Source organism: Acidobacteriota bacterium, assembly GCA_018001935.1.
Taxonomy (GTDB): domain Bacteria; phylum Acidobacteriota; class JAAYUB01; order JAAYUB01; family JAAYUB01; genus JAGNHB01.
The window spans coordinates 1-15,243 of sequence record JAGNHB010000011.1; the positions used below are offsets into that span (position 1 = coordinate 1).

15 protein-coding genes are annotated in these 15,243 nt (G+C 68.8%); 1 reads left to right on the forward strand and 14 read right to left on the reverse strand.

Going from position 1 to position 15,243, the window contains the following annotated elements:
* Positions 1–488: 488 nt before the first annotated feature.
* The 14 genes from KA419_06415 to KA419_06480 all read right to left on the reverse strand — a co-directional run bounded on the left by KA419_06415 (position 489) and on the right by KA419_06480 (position 14,435).
* The gene (locus KA419_06415; GenBank protein MBP7865566.1) at positions 489–935 is read right to left on the reverse strand and encodes a PaaI family thioesterase; all 447 of its coding nucleotides are present in this window, start codon (positions 933–935) and stop codon (positions 489–491) included.
* Positions 925–2,196 carry a P-loop NTPase gene (locus KA419_06420; GenBank protein ID MBP7865567.1) on the reverse strand — a complete coding sequence of 424 codons (1,272 nt, stop codon included), beginning with the start codon at positions 2,194–2,196 and terminating at the stop codon, positions 925–927. The genes KA419_06415 and KA419_06420 overlap by 11 nt, the downstream gene beginning before the upstream one ends.
* A 15-nt stretch (positions 2,197–2,211) precedes the next feature.
* Positions 2,212–3,897, reverse strand: a complete 1,686-nt coding sequence (locus KA419_06425) for an FAD-dependent oxidoreductase (GenBank protein ID MBP7865568.1) — start codon at positions 3,895–3,897, stop codon at positions 2,212–2,214.
* 11 nt (positions 3,898–3,908) lie between these two features.
* On the reverse strand, positions 3,909–5,066 hold the full coding sequence (locus KA419_06430) for a PLP-dependent transferase (protein ID MBP7865569.1): 1,158 nt from the start codon (positions 5,064–5,066) through the stop codon (positions 3,909–3,911).
* Between the two features lie 329 nt (positions 5,067–5,395).
* A complete protein-coding gene (locus KA419_06435) occupies positions 5,396–6,289 on the reverse strand; it encodes an ATP-binding protein (protein MBP7865570.1) in 894 nt (297 codons plus the stop codon).
* Positions 6,286–6,555: a zinc ribbon domain-containing protein gene (locus KA419_06440; GenBank protein MBP7865571.1), complete on the reverse strand. Its 270-nt coding sequence runs from the start codon at positions 6,553–6,555 to the stop codon at positions 6,286–6,288. The genes KA419_06435 and KA419_06440 overlap by 4 nt, the downstream gene beginning before the upstream one ends.
* Before the next feature lie 143 nt (positions 6,556–6,698).
* Positions 6,699–7,556, reverse strand: coding sequence for an ATP-binding protein (locus KA419_06445; GenBank protein MBP7865572.1), 858 nt, complete (start codon positions 7,554–7,556; stop codon positions 6,699–6,701).
* Positions 7,553–8,461, reverse strand: a complete 909-nt coding sequence (locus KA419_06450; GenBank protein MBP7865573.1) for a DUF89 family protein — start codon at positions 8,459–8,461, stop codon at positions 7,553–7,555. Before KA419_06450 ends, KA419_06445 begins: the two co-directional genes overlap by 4 nt.
* A gap of 105 nt (positions 8,462–8,566) precedes the next feature.
* Positions 8,567–8,929 carry a NifB/NifX family molybdenum-iron cluster-binding protein gene (locus KA419_06455; GenBank protein ID MBP7865574.1) on the reverse strand — a complete coding sequence of 121 codons (363 nt, stop codon included), beginning with the start codon at positions 8,927–8,929 and terminating at the stop codon, positions 8,567–8,569.
* Positions 8,930–9,077: 148 nt separating this feature from the next.
* Positions 9,078–9,761: a peroxiredoxin gene (locus KA419_06460; protein MBP7865575.1), complete on the reverse strand. Its 684-nt coding sequence runs from the start codon at positions 9,759–9,761 to the stop codon at positions 9,078–9,080.
* A gap of 175 nt (positions 9,762–9,936) precedes the next feature.
* The gene (locus tag KA419_06465) at positions 9,937–10,608 is read right to left on the reverse strand and encodes a hypothetical protein (protein MBP7865576.1); all 672 of its coding nucleotides are present in this window, start codon (positions 10,606–10,608) and stop codon (positions 9,937–9,939) included.
* 634 nt (positions 10,609–11,242) lie between these two features.
* On the reverse strand, positions 11,243–12,790 hold the full coding sequence (locus KA419_06470; protein MBP7865577.1) for a bifunctional metallophosphatase/5'-nucleotidase: 1,548 nt from the start codon (positions 12,788–12,790) through the stop codon (positions 11,243–11,245).
* On the reverse strand, positions 12,787–14,181 hold the full coding sequence (locus KA419_06475) for a sigma 54-interacting transcriptional regulator (GenBank protein ID MBP7865578.1): 1,395 nt from the start codon (positions 14,179–14,181) through the stop codon (positions 12,787–12,789). The genes KA419_06470 and KA419_06475 overlap by 4 nt, the downstream gene beginning before the upstream one ends.
* A 74-nt stretch (positions 14,182–14,255) precedes the next feature.
* Complete coding sequence (locus tag KA419_06480) at positions 14,256–14,435, reverse strand: hypothetical protein (GenBank protein ID MBP7865579.1); 180 nt, start codon at positions 14,433–14,435, stop codon at positions 14,256–14,258.
* Between the two features lie 390 nt (positions 14,436–14,825).
* Between KA419_06480 and KA419_06485 the strand changes: the two genes are divergently transcribed.
* Positions 14,826–15,218, forward strand: coding sequence for a winged helix DNA-binding protein (locus tag KA419_06485; protein ID MBP7865580.1), 393 nt, complete (start codon positions 14,826–14,828; stop codon positions 15,216–15,218).
* The last annotated feature ends 25 nt before the right edge of the window (positions 15,219–15,243 follow it).

A 15,243-nucleotide genomic window follows, 5' to 3' on the forward strand; every position in this document is an offset into this window, starting at 1 on the left:
CCGCGGACGAAAGATCCCGAGAGGGGTGAAGAGAAAGATGAGTAAGTTTCCCATTCGCAATTCCAAAAGTAAAAAGCCGGTTCGAATCCTCGACTACTTGATCAGTATCCTTAAATGAGCAGTATTGCTTTTAGGCTCTTTTGTTTGTGCTTCCGGAAAGCGCGTGGGTTCGCTCGAGGGCCACGCCGCTCCGGCAGCCTGCGCGGCGCGGTCAAAGCGGCGCTCCGGCAGCCTGCGCGCCGCACTCCGCACGGCGATGGCGACGCCGACGCCGATGGCGGTGGCGGTGGCGGTGGCGATGGCGGTGGCGATGGCGGTGGCGATGGCGATGGCGATACCGATAGCGATACCGATAGCGATACCGATAGCGATACCGATAGCAATAGCAATACCGATTGTGATAGCGACAAAGACTCCGCTGAAAAGCTCTCCGGACCTACAGCCTACAGCCTACACCCCTACAGCCTACAGCCTTCACCCTTCACCCTTCACCCTCGATCCGCTTTCCCGGGCCGTTTCCGCCGCCGGACGAACTTGGCCTCGGACCAGGCCGCCACGCGCCCGCCGACCAGGATCTGCGCTTCGAGGCGGTACAGGGGGGGGTGGGAGGCCGTCACCCGGGACCGGATCTCCAGGTCCGCGTCGCAGGGGACGGCGTGGAGGTAACGGACGTGCAGGTCGCCGGTGACGGCCTGGATCCCCTGGTGAAAGAGGCAGTGGGTCATGGCGGCGTCCAGCAGGGCGGCGATGACGCCGCCGTGCAGCATGCCGTCGTAGCCCTGCAGTCCCCCGTGTCCGGTGAAACGGGTCTCCACCGTCCCCTCGCCGTCGGGCTGGAAGGACAGCCTGAGGGACCAGGGGTTCCGGTCCCCGCACAGGAGGCACCGGCCGTGGTTGTTCCGCACACTGAGCGTGAGGGGCTCTTCAGTGGTCACAGACGTTGCCCCCCACCCGGAGCGTCCCGGCGAGGTGCTCGGCCACCAGTTTCTCGGGGGCTTCCGGGGGGGCTCCCACCACCACCTGGATGCCTTGTTCGGCGAAGAGCGCCAGGGCGCGCTGGCCCATGCCGCCGGCGATGATGACGTTCGCGCCGTGCTGCGCCAGCCAGGCCGGCAGCTTGCCCGGTTCGTGGGGCGGGGCGGCGACGTCCTCGCGCCGGAGGATTTTCTTTTCGCCCGGGTCCACGTCGATGAGGGCGAAGTGGGCGCAGTGCCCGAAGTGGAGGGCCAGCTTGCCGTCGGCCAGGGGGATGGCGATTCTCATGGTTCGGTTCTCCTCTCGGTTGGTTTTCTCTTGCCGGGCCTCGTCGGTCCGGGGGCCGTCCAGCGACAGGACGGTTCGGGCGACCTCGTGAAGGGCCTCCGCCGCGGGGGTCGCGCCGTGGTCCCGCAGGAAGGCCCGGCCGCCGTCGCAGGCGGCCACGATCCGGGGGTCGAAGGGGAGGGAGCCCAGGAAGGGGACCTTCATGTCCGCGGCGATGCGCCGCCCGCCGCCCGAGCCCAGGATGGGGGTCACCTCGCCGCACGTCGGGCAGGCGAAACCGCTCATGTTTTCCACGATCCCGAGCACCGGGACCCGGAGCCGCCGGCAGAAGGTGACGGACTTGCGCACGTCCACGGCGGCCACGCGCTGGGGCGTCGTCACGATCACGGCGCCGTGCAGGTCCCCGATCAGCTGGCAGACGGAGAGGGGCTCGTCGCCGGTCCCCGGCGGGGAGTCGATGACCAGGACGTCGAGGTCGCCCCAGGCCACCTCGGAGAGGAACTGGCGGATCACCCCCATCTTCATGGGACCGCGCCAGATGACGGCCTCGTCGGGGTCGTCCAGTAAAAACCCCAGGGACATGACCTTCAGGCCGTTCACCTCCACCGGGAGGAGGCCGTTCTCGTCCCCGTGGATTTTCGCCCCCTCCAGGCCCAGGAGCGTGGGGACGCTGGGCCCGTGGATGTCCACGTCCAGCAGCCCCACGCGCTTTCCCGCCATGGAGAGGGCGGTGGCCACGTTGACGGCGACGGTGCTCTTGCCGACGCCGCCTTTGCCGGAAAGCACCACGATCTTGCGGCCGATTCGGGCGAGGCGCTCCCGGAGGGCCTGCTGCTGGAGGTACTCGTCAAGGGCGCCGGGGGCCGGGTGGGCGGCGTGCCCCCCGGTCCCGCAGGTCGTCCCGCCACTGCACGGATCGGATTTCGATGTCACAAAACCTCCTTGTTGTCAACGCTCGACGGCGTAGGGCCACATGGCCACGCCGCCGTCGAGGACTTTCACGTCGCGGAAACCGGCGGCCTGAAGGATCCGGGCCGCTTCGTAGCCCCGGAGGGAGACCTTGCAGAACGTCACGATCTCCCGGTCCCGGGGGATCTCGTCCAGCCGTTTCCGCAATACGCCCAGCGGGACCAGCGTCGACCCGGGCAGGCGCACTTCCGCATGCTCCCGGGGCGAGCGGACGTCCAGGAACACGAAGGCGTCCCCCCGGTCCAGCCGGGCGCGGGCCTCCTCCGCGGTGATGCCCGTCATGAGGCCGCTTCGCTTGTTGCGGGCCACGTTGGCGGCCGTGATGAGGTTGTCCATGGCGGGGGCGTAGGGCGGGGCGTAGGCGAGGTCGAGCCCGGCCACGTCGTCCAGGGTCATGCCCGCCGTGATGGCCGTGGCTGCCACGTCCACCCGCTTGGCCCCGTCGCCGGGGCCCACCGCCTGGACGCCCAGGAGTCGGCCGGTGGCCTGGTCCGCCACGAGCTTGAGCAGCAGGGGTTGGGAGCCGGGCATGTAGTGGGCCCGGTCCGGGCCGGGGGCCAGGGCGGTGACCACGTCGAAGCCCTCCGCGCGGGCCGCGGCCTCGGTCAGGCCCGTGCGGGCGACGGCGAAGTCGAAGACCTTGCAGACCGCCGTACCCAGGATGCCGGGGAAGACGGAATCCACTCCACAGACGTTGTCGGCCGCCACGCGTCCATGCTTGTTGGCGGTGGAACCGAGGGGGACGAAGGCGGGGCGGCCCGTCAGCCGGTCGGTGCACTCGGCGCAGTCCCCCGCCGCGTGGATGTCGGGGTCGGAGGTGCGCAGGCGGTCGTCCACCCGGATGGCCCGGGTCATTTCCCCGATGGCAAGCCCGGCCCGCCGTGCCAGGTCGACATTGGGGCGGACGCCCGTCGCCACGATGACCATCCCGGCGGGGATCTCCCCTGCTTCCGTCCGGACGCGCCCGACCCGGCGAGGGTCGTCCGGGGCCGGTTCCAGGGCGAGAGCCCGGGTGCCGGTGAGCACCCGGACACCCTTGGATTCCATGTGAAGCTCCACCAACCGGGCCACCTCCGGGTCCAGCATGCCGAGGATCCGGGGGAGCATCTCCACCACGGTCACCCGGCAGCCGTGGGCGGCCAGGGCCTCCGTGGCCTCGACGCCGATCAGGCCGCCGCCGAGGATGACCACGTCCAGCGCCTTCCGTTCGGCCAGCAGTGCCCGGATCCCCTCGGCATCGTGGATGCCGTGGAGGGTGAAGACGTTCCCCAGTTCCGTGCCGGGGATGGGCGGGATGACGGGGACGGCCCCCGTGGCCAGCACCAGTTTGTCGTAGGGGAGCCAGGACTCCGTCCCGGACTTGTGGTCCCGGGCCCGGACCCGCTTGCCGGGGCGGTCGATCTCGACGGCCTCCGTTCCGGTGCGGACCTCGATGTTCTTGACGCTGCGGAAGAAGGCGGCGTCCCGCGGCACCCCCGCCGGGGTGTCCATCAGCTCACGCTGGGCCTTCACCTCGCCCGAGACGTAGTAGGGGAGCCCGCAACCGGCGTAGGAGAGGAACTCCCCCTTCTCGAGGAGGGTAATCCGGGCGTCGGGCCGGAGGCGGGCGATCCGGGCGGCGGTCTTGGGGCCGGCCGCGACCCCGCCGATGACGAGGACGTCCATGGCCGGCTCCCTCAGGCCCGGAAGGCCTGGTCGAGGTCCCGAATCAGGTCGTCCAGGTCCTCGATGCCCACGGAAAGGCGGACGAGACCGTCGGTGATCCCCGCGGCCTCGCGCTCGGCCCTGGGGACGCCGGCGTGGGTCATGGAGGCCGGGTGTTCGATCAGCGTTTCCACGCCGCCGAGGGAAACCGCCAGGGTGGCCAGTTTGACGCTGTCCATGAGGCGGCGCCCCGCTTCCAGGCCGTCGCGCATCCCGAAGCTGATCATGGCGCCGAAACCGCGCATCTGGCGGCGGGCCACCTCATGCTGGGGGTGGGAGGGCAGGCCGACGAAGCGCACCCACTCCACCTCCGGGCGCTGCTCCAGCCACTTCGCGATGGCCATGGCGTTCTCCTCGGCGCGGGCGACCCGCAGCGAGAGGGTCTTGATCCCGCGGTGCACCAGGAAGGCCTGGTGCGGGTCCATGTTGCACCCCGTCAGGATCATGGTGTCCCGGAGCCGCTGGTAAACGCCGGGGTCCCGGGCCGCCAGGATGCCGCCCACCACGTCGGCGTGCCCGTTGATGAACTTGGTCACCGAGTGCATCACCACGTCGGCGCCCAGGAGCAGCGGCTGCTGCAGGCAGGGCGAGGCGAAGGTGCCGTCCACCGCCAGCAGCGCCCCCGCGGCGTGGGCGATTTCCGCCATGGCGGCGATGTCGGTGACCTGCATCATGGGGTTGGACGGCGTCTCGATGTAGACCAGCTTCGTCTCGGGGCGAACGGCCGCCCGCGCAGCCTCGAGGTCGGAGGTGTCCACGAAGGTGGAGCGGACGCCGAAGCGGCTGAAGTGCCGTTCGAGGAGGATGCGGGAGGGGCCGTAGACGGACGCGGTGCTGACCACGTGGTCGCCTTCCTTGAGCAGGGCGGAGTAGATGGTGTTCACGGCCGCCATGCCGGAGCTGGTGGCGATGCCGCCGACCCCGCCCTCCAGTTCCGCCACGCACTTTTCCAGGGCGTCGAGCGTGGGGTTCCCGATCCGGGTGTAGATGTAGCCGTCCGCTTTCTTCGCGAAGCGGTCCGCGCCGTTCTGCGCGCTGTCGAAGGCGAAGGTGGACACCTGGTAGATGGGCGTCACGACGCTGCCGTAGGGGTCGGGCGAGACGCCCGCGTGGACCAGTTTGGTGTTCATCCCGACGTTTTCTGTTTTCAATTGATCCTCCAAAGAGATAAATGAGCTTGGTAAAATCCTGACGACCCCGAAAAAAGCCCGGATTCGGATCTCACAGAGGCACAGAGGCACGGAGAAGAATCATAAGAATTTTTGATTCTATTAAATACGATTTGCATTTCTCCGTGCCTCAGTGCCTCTGTGAGAGAAAAGGACTTTTGGCGATGGCATCATATCCTGACATCCCCGAGAAGTCCCATCGCCCTCCGGGCGACGGCTCAAACCAACGAATTGCCGAACAGTTCCGTCCGTTTCCAGACGTGTCGCGAAACCATCCGGTCCCGCCCGCTTCACCGGCGGCCGGTCGTTTCAGCCGCCGCCAGGCGTTCCCAGACGGCGCGGATATCGTCCGCCGCCGGCCCGCCCCCTTCAACCACCGCCTGCCCGTCCATCTGGGCCCGGGTGACGGACCGGTCGTAACGGATACGGCCGGCGACCCGCGCCCCGGCCTCGCGCGCGTCGTCCTCGACCCGCGCGGACAGCTCCGGGTTGATGTCCCACTTGTTCACGCAGACCGCGGTCGGGACCCCGAAGTGACGGGCCAGGGAGAGGACCCTCGCCAGGTCGTGCTCCCCGGAGAGGGTGGGCTCCGTGACGACGAGCACCTCCGTGGCCCCCGTCACCGAGGCGATGACGGGGCAGCCGATCCCCGGCGGGCCGTCCACGAGGATGAGGGAGCGGCCGGTTTCTTCGGCCACGCGCCGGGCTTCCCGCCGCACCGTGGACACCAGCTTCCCGGAGTTTTCCGCGGCGACGCCCAGGCGGGCGTGAACCATGGGCCCGCAGCGGGTGTCGGAAACCATCCACTCGCCGCAGACCCGCTCGGGAAAGTCGATGGCCCGGGCCGGGCAGAATCGGACGCAGACGCCGCACCCCTCGCAGGCGGCGGGATCGATGACGAAGACCGCTTGGCCGGTGTTGTCGTCGAGGCGCTGCACCGCGCCGAAGCGGCAGACCGACAGGCACTCCCCGCACCCCGTGCAGTCGGAGGGCCGGATGACGGCCTCGTTGCCGCTGCGGAACACGTGGCGCTCCAGGGTCCGCGGGGCGAGGACCAGGTGAAGGTCCGCGGCGTCCACGTCGCAGTCGGCGACCACGGCTTGTTCGGCCAGGACGGCGAAAGACGCCGTGACGCTGGTTTTGCCCGTTCCCCCCTTGCCGCTGACGACGACGATTTCCCTCATGGCTCGCCCCCGCAGGGAGGTTTTCCGCACCGGCCGTCCCGGCCGCAGCAGGTCAGGCCCTCCCGCTCCAGGGCGCATCCCCCGCCTTCGGGCCCCCGGGGGGCGGCTGCGCCCGACCCCTTGATCACGAAGCCCGCCCCCCCGGTGACCAACTGGCGGACCCTGCCGCCGCAGTGGGGGCATTCCGACAGCGGGTCCGCAGTGATGCTCCGGCGCTGTTCGACCACCTTGCCACATCCTTCGCATTCGTATTCGTAAGTCAGCATTGATGACCTCGCAGAAGTCCTGAATCTGATCTCACAGAGGCACAAAGGCACGGAGAATACACAAAAAGCTCATTAGAACAAAGTGCGCATACTCCCGAATCCACTGGCGGGGTTCAGGGCAGCGAAAAACCACCTTTTTGCTACTACAGACATTGCCTCTCTCCCTCCTGCGGCTTGCTCTCGACGATTTCCCGCAGCCGCGTGAAAAGGCCCCGGTACTCCGGCAGCGCCTCCACCATCAGGTCCCCCCGGGAGTAAGCCTCGGCGATCCGGCGGTCATCAGGGATTTCCAGCAGGACCGGGATGTTCTCCCCCCGGCAGTAGCGGTGCACCCGGTCGTCACCGGACCCGGCGCGGTTGACCGCCACGCCGAAGGGTACCCGCAGGTGGCGCACCATGTCAACGGCCAGTTCGAGGTCGTGGAGGCCAAACGGCGTCGGCTCGGTCACCAGCAGGGCGAAATCGGCGCCGCGGATCGTGGCGATCACCGGGCAGGAGGTCCCCGGCGGCGCGTCCAGGATGGCGGGGATGCCCGGCCGCAGGCGGGCCTTGACTGCCCGGATCAGGGGCGGGGCCGTGGGGACGCCGACGTCGAGGCTGCCCGCGACGAGGGTGACGTCGCCGGATTGGAAGGTTTCGATCACGCCCAGGCGGCGGGGGACCTCGTCGATGGCCCCCCGGGGACATACCCGGGCACACCCCCCGCAGGCGTGGCACAACTCCGGGAACAGGAGCGGCGCGGTCCCGAAGGAGACGATGGCGCGGAAGGCGCAGAACCGCCCGCACTCGCCGCAGCCGTCGCAGCGGGCCGCGTCCACCCGGGGAACGGGGACGGTGACGACTTCCTCGGCGACCCGCGGCCCTTTCAGGAAGAGGTGGCCGTTGGGCGCCTCCACGTCGCAGTCCAGGACCTGCACGGGGCGTCCGAACACCCGCGCCAGGTTCGCGGACACGGTGGTCTTCCCGGTTCCCCCTTTGCCCGAGGCTACGGCGAGGATCATGCGCCGCCTCCGTTCCTTTCGCCGGCGCCGTGTTCATGCCCCGTGTCCGGCGGGGCGGGGTGGGCCAGGAGCGCGTGGGCCCCGAGGGGGAGGCCGGCGTGGGCCGCCACCACGGGGCACTTCACCTTGAAAAGGAAGAAAATCGACCGGGTCGCACCCGCCAGGGTCTCGTAGTTGCCCTGGCCCTTGGCGACCACCAGGTCGGCCGCGTCGAAGCGACGGCGGAAGGCCGCGGAGCAGTCCTCCAGGATCGTCCCGGGCGCGTCGGAGCCGTTGGAGAGCACCTCGACGAAGCCGGTCAGGCCCGCCTCCGCCGCGTCTTCCAGGGTCGCGTCGTTGATCACCGGGGCGCCCCGGACGGCGACGGTCACCTTGCCGGGCCCGATCTGCCCGATCAGGAGGCGATCGAAAACGATCTCGCCGGCGTTGTCCGCCAGGAAGAGGATCCGGCCCGCCGCCGCCACCGCGGAGCGGAAGGTCTCGACGTCACCGCTGAGCGGGGCGTTGACGGCCTGCTCGAAGGCCCGGGGCAGGTCGGCCTCCGTCAGCCCGGTCTTGGCGCCCAGGTCGATGACGTTGGCGGCGATGGCGAGGCGGATCGCGAGTTCCAGGGGATCCCGAAGGCGGTGCAGGCGTTCCTGCCACGCTTCGGCCAGGGTCAGGGCCAGGTGCGTGAAGCGCTGTTTCAAATCCCGGTAAGGGTCGACCCCTCCCGTCAGCGTCCGCAGCCGGCGGTGGACCTGCTGGGCCAAAAAAGGCGGCGGGCGGTGGAAGTCCGCCCGGCTTGCCCGCCGCAGGAGGTCGCGCACCGCCGTCTCGTGGACGGCGGGGTCCGGGGAGGCCAGCCGGGCCACGTCCAGCGCCTGGCGCACCAGGCAGGGAATGCATTCGAGAGAGGTCTTCATGATCGCTTTCGGTCTTCCGTCGAGTATCATCCGGACCGGGGCAACGCGAGCGGCGGGACCCACTCCCGGCGCACGGGTTGCGGCTTCGCCGGGAGCGGCCGCCGTTTACGCCCAGTGTCCTTCGACGTCGGCCGAGGACGCCTCGGAAAGCTTGCCCGCGCGGAAAGCGGCGAGCGCCTGCGCCACGGTGGCCTCGGGGGAAGGGTAGATCTTCACGCCGGCCGCCGAGAGGACCCGGAAGGCCTTGGGCCCGCAGTGGCCGGTCACCACGGCCTTCGCTCCCGTCCGCGCCACGGTCTCCGCGGACTGGATCCCGGCCCCCTGGGCGGCGTTGAGGTTGATGGAGTTGTCCACCACGGTGAACGTGTCGTCGTCGAGATCATAGACCAGGAAGCGGGGCGCCCGGCCGAACCGGGGGTCCAGGGGGGCGTCGAGCCCCTCCCCGGTGGTGGTGAATACGATTTTCATGGCAATCCCTCCGTCGGGTGTGGGGAAGGGGGGACCGGCCCCCCATCCCCCGGGGTTTTCGCGGTCGGGGTTCCCGTCGGTTTCTGCCGGGACGGGAACAATCGCGAAGGCTTCGATCGTCCACGCAAGCTGAAGCTTGCGCCACAACTCACTTCTTCGCGACGGCGGCGTCGATTTCCTCGGCACTCAGTTCCCTGGTGCAGAAGAACCAGTCGTAGCACTTCAGGCCGGCCTGCCCCTCCATGCGCTCCTTGGCCACGCCGCAGGAGCCGGCGGGCGGGACGATGACGGGGTCGCCGGGGCGCCAGTCCGCCGGGGTGGCCACGGAGAAGGCGTCCGCCGTCTGCAGGGCCACGATCAGGCGGTAGATCTCGTCGAAGTTCCGGCCCGTGCTCAGCGGGTAGTAGATGATGGTGCGGATGATGCCCTTGGGGTCGATGACGAACACGGCGCGCACGGCCTTGGTGGAACTCTCTCCCGGCTGGATCATCCCGTACAGGCGGGAGACCTCCATGGTGATGTCCTCGATGAGGGGGAACTTCACCTCCACGTCCTTCATCCCGCGGTACTCGATCTTCTCCTTGATGGTGCGCAGCCAGGCGATGTGGCTGAAGAGGCCGTCCACGGACAGGCCCACCAGCTTGCAGTTGACCCTGGCGAACTGCGCTTCCATGGTGGCGAAGGTCATGAACTCGGTGGTGCACACGGGGGTGAAGTCCGCGGGGTGACTGAAGAGGATCACCCAGCTGCCGGCGTACTGGCCCGGGAAGTCGATCATCCCCTGGGTGGTGACCGCCTTGAAGGGGGGGGCCTGGTCCCCGATCCGGGGCATCGACACGGCGGTTCCCTTGACGTCTTCCATGATTCATCCTCCTTGGGTTGAAATTGAGTCGAACGTAAGTTCACGGATGCCCCGCGGGGCGCCCCGGATTCAGATGCCCCTCCCGCTCGGCCCCCGGGAGCGGGGAGGCCGCAGCCCATGCCAAGGTGAAGCGGGTGATCGGCGCTCAGAAGACCCGGGTCATGGCCGCCCCGCATTTCGGACAGGGGATCTGGGCGCACGGGAGTCCTCGCCGGTGCGGTTCCTGGTGGCCGCAACTCAGGCAGCGGCAGAAGCCTGAGGCCCCCGAGCCCGCACCGACCCCCGCACCGCCACGGCCTCCTCCTTGTCCCTGGCCACGCCCGCCGCGGCCCCGACCGCCTCCCCGATTCCCGGGGCCCGAGCCCTGACCCGTTCCCGCCCCGCGTCCGCCTCCCTGCCCGCCTCCACCCGGGTTTCCCCTCATGGCAGCCTCCTGTACGAAATATTCCCTGTCCTCCAGTCGGCAGCGCCGGCCGCCGGCCCGGCAGCCGGGCATGGCCCAGGCGTCGGGGTCGAGGCGGCCCTCGAGAAAGGCCCGGACCACTTCGGAGCTTTCCCCGGCCACGAAGGCGATCACCCGGATGTCGGCAGCGTTGATCAGGAGGTGCAGGGGTCTCGAGATGGCCCCGCAGACCAGGACGCGCACCCCGAGCTGGGCCAGGTCCAGCGCCTTCCGGGCCGGCGGGTCCTCGGCCAGCGCTTCCTCGCGATCGTCGAGGATCTTCCCGTCCTCGACCTCGACGACCCGGACCCGCCGGGCGACGTCGAAAACCGGGGCGATGCGCTGGTTCCAGACGGCGAAGGCGATCCGCGTCATGACACGCCCCTGATGCCCCCGCCATATGGACCATCGCCCTCCGGGCAATGGCTCAACCGAAGGCTGCTCAAGCTTTTTCCCGTTCGGCTCCCGGGCTTTTCCGAAGTCGTCAATCTTGATGCCCTCGCAAAATGTCCTGATTGTGATCTCACAGGGGCACGGAGGCACGGAGAAGAATCATAAAAATTGTTGATTCTATTAAATACAATTTGCATTTTTCTGTGCCTCTGTGCCTCCGTGAGGGAGAAAGACGGATAACGGGGATGCCAACCCTGTTCGGGCTTCGCGAACCGGCGGGAGGGTGCCGACGCCTGCGGCGGACGTCATCCTCACCGGACCGGATGCTTTGATTGCATCCGGGGTGCCAGAAAGGCCCGGAAGTGGGGCGTCAAGCGTATCATCCGACTTTCACTGGGGTTTGCCGGCATTTTCGGCCGTGCCGGGAGACGGATCGGGTAGCGTGAATGCTACGGTCGGGGCGGGCCCGGATGCAGTTGCGCAACCCTGGCAGCCCCTCAGAAAGTACCATCGCCCTCGGGGCGATGGCTCAATCAATGGCTTTGCAAAGACGTTCCCGTAAAAAGTCGCCAAGTGGTTTTTCCCGCGAATCACGCCAAGGGGCGCGAATCGGGTCTCAGTGGGCCGTCTTCGCGCTCACCGGTCCCCGGATGACGATCCGGCCCTCCACGCGGGGGGAAACCGGCGAGTGGCGCCCCAGGTACTCCAGCAGCACGTCCCAGAGGACCAGGTCGAGCTGCGTGCTCCCGACCTCGCCGAGGACCTGGTAGCCGCGCCCGCTCTCCACGAGGAAGTCGTTGGTGGCGACCCGGTACCGTTTCGTGTCGTCCAGGCGGGCCTCGCCGACGCGGACGTCCAGGAGTTCCAGTTTCCCGTCCGTGCGCTGCCGGTACTCCAGCACGGCGCCCGAGATCTGCGGCGGCTGCCGCTCGAGCAGCCCGATCCCTTCGAAGAGACGCCGCACCTGGGCCCCGTTCATCTCGAGGACCACGACCCGGTTGTCGAAGGGGAGCAGGGAGAAGACCTGTTCCTTGGTGATGTCCCCCCGGGGAAGGCTGTTCCGGATGCCCCCGGAGTTCTGTATGGCGAGGTCGGCCTTCGCGGACTCCCGCATGGCGTCGCACACCAGGTTCCCGGCGGCCGTTTCGCCCCGGGAGTCGTGGTCCACGTCCACCGTCGTCGAGCCCACCACGCGGGAGAAATCGGCCTTGATCCGCTCGAAGTAGGCGTCGACCATCCCGGCCGCAACGTCGTCCCGGGGCCGGTCCGGTCCCGCGAGCACGGTGACGAGCCCGCTCCCGGGTAAAACCTCGACGGGGCCTCGCCCGCCCGGTTTCACCCGGAGGCGCAGGACCCCGAGGTATATCCCGTAGGACCCCGCCTGGGCGATCAGGGTCCGGCCGACCCGGAGCGGTTCCCGGACCGCGGTGTGGCTGTGACCGCCGACGATGACGTCGATGTCCCGGACCTTCCGCGCCAGTTCGCGGTCCGCCTCGAAGCCGAGGTGGGAGAGCACCACCACGAGCCGGGCGCCGTCCCGGCGGGCCTTGCGGACGAGGGGGGGGAGGACGTCGGCCGGTTCGTGAAACACCAGGCCGCGGGTGTTCTCCGCCCGCGTGATGTGGGGGGTGACGGGGGTGGCCACCCCGATCACGGCGACCCGGACGCCCCCCCGTTCGAACACGGCGCTCGGCGGGAAGAGGGGCGGGCCGCGGCTGCCGACCGCCTCGATGTTGGCGGCCAGGAAGGGAAAGGCGGCCGACTCCCTCAACCGCCCCAGGACGTCCCGGCCCCAGTCGAACTCGTGGTTGCCCACGGCCATGGCGTCGAAGCCCAGGTGGTTCATCCACTCGATCACCGGCTTCCCCTGGAAGGAGTTGGACACGGGGGTCCCCTGGAACATGTCGCCCGCCGAGAGGAGGAGCGTCCGTTCCGGGGCCCGGTCCCGTTCCTGCCGGATGAGCCCCGCAAGGTACCCGGCCCCGCCCGTGGGGACCGCCTCGTCGACGTTTTTTCGCAGGGCGGGCATCAGGTAGCCGTGGGTGTCGTTGACGTGGAGGAGGGTGATCTCCACCGGGGCGGGGGGGGAGGCCTGCGCCCCACCGGCCAGCATCAGGAGGCAGGCGGCCAACACGACCCGGAGGAGTCGGGCCTGGCTTGTCATGTTCTTTCCCCTTTCATGGGCAGGTTTCCGGATCGGCCGTCCCGGCCGCTCTCCCGGATCCCCAGCTTTTTCATCCGGCGGAAGAGGGTGGTCTTGTGGATCCCGAGGTCCCGGGCCGCGGCCACGCGGCTGAAGGCGTTGCGCTCCAGCGCGGAGCGGATGGCCCGGGTGTCGAGGAGGTCGTGGGCGGCCCGGACGTCCGGGACCGTCTCCCGCGTGGCCTGGCGTCCCGACAGTTCCACCGGGAGGTGCTCGACCCCGATGGGCCCTTCCCGGCAGAGGATGAAGGCGCGCTCGATGACGTTTTCCAGTTCGCGGATGTTCCCCGGCCACTCGTGGGCGAGGAGGACGGAGAGGGCCTCGGGGGAGAGCCCCTGGAGGTGTTTTTTCTGAAGGTGGTTGAAGCGCTCCACGAACTGCCCGGCGAGGAGGGGGATGTCCTCCTTGCGGCTGCGGAGCGGCGGCAACTCGAGGCGCACCACGTTCACCCGGTAGAAGAGGTCCTCCCGGAAGGCGCCTCGGCGGACCTGCTCCGCCAGGTCCCGGTGGGTGGCGACGATCACCCGGACGTCGGCGGTCTCGGGCCGGGTCGAGCCCAGGGGCTCGTAGGTCCGGTCCTGGAGCACCCGGAGCAGGCGGACCTGGAGGGCGGGGCTGATCTCCCCGATCTCGTCCAGGAAGAGCGTCCCCCCCTTTGCCAGGGCGAAGCGGCCGGGCTTGTCCCGGTTGGCGCCGGTGAAGGCCCCGGCCTTGTAGCCGAACAGCTCCGACTCCAGCAGCGTGTCGGGGAGGGCCCCACAGTTGACCGCCACGAAGGGGCCGCGGTTGCGGGGGCTGAGGGCGTGGAGGGTCCGGGCCAGCACCTCCTTGCCGGTCCCCGTCTCCCCCTGGAGGAGGACGGTGCTGGGGCTGACGGCGACGGCGGGCAGGACCTCGAACAGGCGGTGCATCGCGGGGCTGTGGCTGACCAGGTCGCCGACCCGGGATTTCCCCTCCAGTTCGCGGCGCAGCGCTTCCGTCTCCGAGAGGTCCCGGAAGGTCTCGGCCCCCCCGGTCACGCGGCTCCGCTCATCGCGCAGCACGGCCGTGGACACGCTGACGGGGACCCGTTCCCCCTCGGGTGTGAGGATGTAGCCGGTTTTCCCGATGATGGGGCGGCCGGTTTTCATCGTCTCCCGGAGGGCGCAGTCGCTCTCGCACATGCTGGATCGGAACACCTCCGAGCAGGGTTTGCCCAGGGCTTCCTCGCGGGGGATCCCCGTGATCTCCTCGGCGGCCCGGTTGAAGGAGGTGACCCGCCAGTCGGGCCCCACGGTGAAGACCCCGTCGGAGATGCTCTCGAGGATGGCCTCCGTGGGGGATTGGGTTGATTTCGCCTTGTCCTTCGCCATCACGCTTCCCGTTCGCCCGGGCGGCGGTCACCACCCGGCTCCCGGGAGAATCTGAGCACAGGCACAGCGTGGTGTCAAGCGCTTTCCGGGAAAGGATGGCTGCGAACGGCCGATGTCCCGGGGTCGTTCTCCCAGGCCACCAGGAGGGATAAAAGGGCCTCGTCGAACTCGACCAGAGGGTCCATGGCCAGGGAGCCGGACTGGAAGGGCGGGAGAACCGCGTTGGCCGGCAGGGAAAAGGAAGGGGTTTGCATCTTTTGTATCCTTTGTTCGTGTCAATTGGCGTTATTCGCGGGAAATATCCAATTGGCGGCTGTTTGCGGCTTCACCAAGGGCAACACGGGAACCGGCCCGTCTCCCGAAGGCTCGAAACGGGATCATTGTAGCACCACCCCCCGGGTGAACGGGGGGAAGGAAACACGAACCCCGCGAACGGAACCTGCCATCCCGCCGGGTGCGTTGAAGAGACCTTCACCCCGTCATCCCTTCGGGAGGCGCCCGGAACGGGGCGCCACGAAGCCCCCCTTCGGGAAACCGCCGGACGTTCCGGGCGCCGAAAAAAAATACTTGACACCCGCAAGGAATAGCATGCATCATAGATGAGGGTAGCAAATATTGCTGACGCCAACTACCCGGGAGCGCTCATGGTTCACGAAAAACTCTGCAGGATGAAGGACCTTTTCCGCCGGATGTACGCCTTCGAGGCGGAACTCCAGAAGGAGTGGGGCCTCTCCCTCAACGAGGCCATGGCCTTGTGCACGCTCTCGGGAGGCACCCGCAACGCGGGCGAGGTGGCGGCGGAGGTCGGGCTGTCGGAATCCCGGATGTCCCGGGTGCTGGGCTCGCTCGAGAGCAAGGGGTTCATCCACCGGGACGTGTCCCACGACGACAAGCGGGTCATGCTCTTCTCCCTGACCCCCGCCGGGCGGGAGAAACTGGACGGCATCCAGGCGGCGGGCATGCCCTTCGGGTTCTGCGACGAGGCCGGCGTCGGCACGGACGCGGCCGATGAGCGGTCTGCGTCAGATCAGGGATGAAACCACGAACCACACGAGCCGCACG

Bases quoted from the DNA above. Each gene is read 5' to 3' on its own strand.
- KA419_06475 (MBP7865578.1), bottom strand. From the start codon at position 14,181: ATGGCGAAGGACAAGGCGAAATCAACCCAATCCCCCACGGAGGCCATC.
- KA419_06450 (MBP7865573.1), bottom strand. From the start codon at position 8,461: ATGAAGACCTCTCTCGAATGCATTCCCTGCCTGGTGCGCCAGGCGCTG.
- KA419_06455 (MBP7865574.1), bottom strand. From the start codon at position 8,929: ATGAAAATCGTATTCACCACCACCGGGGAGGGGCTCGACGCCCCCCTG.
- KA419_06435 (MBP7865570.1), bottom strand. From the start codon at position 6,289: ATGAGGGAAATCGTCGTCGTCAGCGGCAAGGGGGGAACGGGCAAAACC.
- KA419_06440 (MBP7865571.1), bottom strand. From the start codon at position 6,555: ATGCTGACTTACGAATACGAATGCGAAGGATGTGGCAAGGTGGTCGAA.
- KA419_06485 (MBP7865580.1), top strand. From the start codon at position 14,826: ATGGTTCACGAAAAACTCTGCAGGATGAAGGACCTTTTCCGCCGGATG.
- KA419_06430 (MBP7865569.1), bottom strand. From the start codon at position 5,066: ATGAACACCAAACTGGTCCACGCGGGCGTCTCGCCCGACCCCTACGGC.
- KA419_06465 (MBP7865576.1), bottom strand. From the start codon at position 10,608: ATGACGCGGATCGCCTTCGCCGTCTGGAACCAGCGCATCGCCCCGGTT.
- KA419_06460 (MBP7865575.1), bottom strand. From the start codon at position 9,761: ATGCCCCGGATCGGGGACCAGGCCCCCCCCTTCAAGGCGGTCACCACC.
- KA419_06470 (MBP7865577.1), bottom strand. From the start codon at position 12,790: ATGACAAGCCAGGCCCGACTCCTCCGGGTCGTGTTGGCCGCCTGCCTC.
- KA419_06445 (MBP7865572.1), bottom strand. From the start codon at position 7,556: ATGATCCTCGCCGTAGCCTCGGGCAAAGGGGGAACCGGGAAGACCACC.
- KA419_06480 (MBP7865579.1), bottom strand. From the start codon at position 14,435: ATGCAAACCCCTTCCTTTTCCCTGCCGGCCAACGCGGTTCTCCCGCCC.
- KA419_06425 (MBP7865568.1), bottom strand. From the start codon at position 3,897: ATGGACGTCCTCGTCATCGGCGGGGTCGCGGCCGGCCCCAAGACCGCC.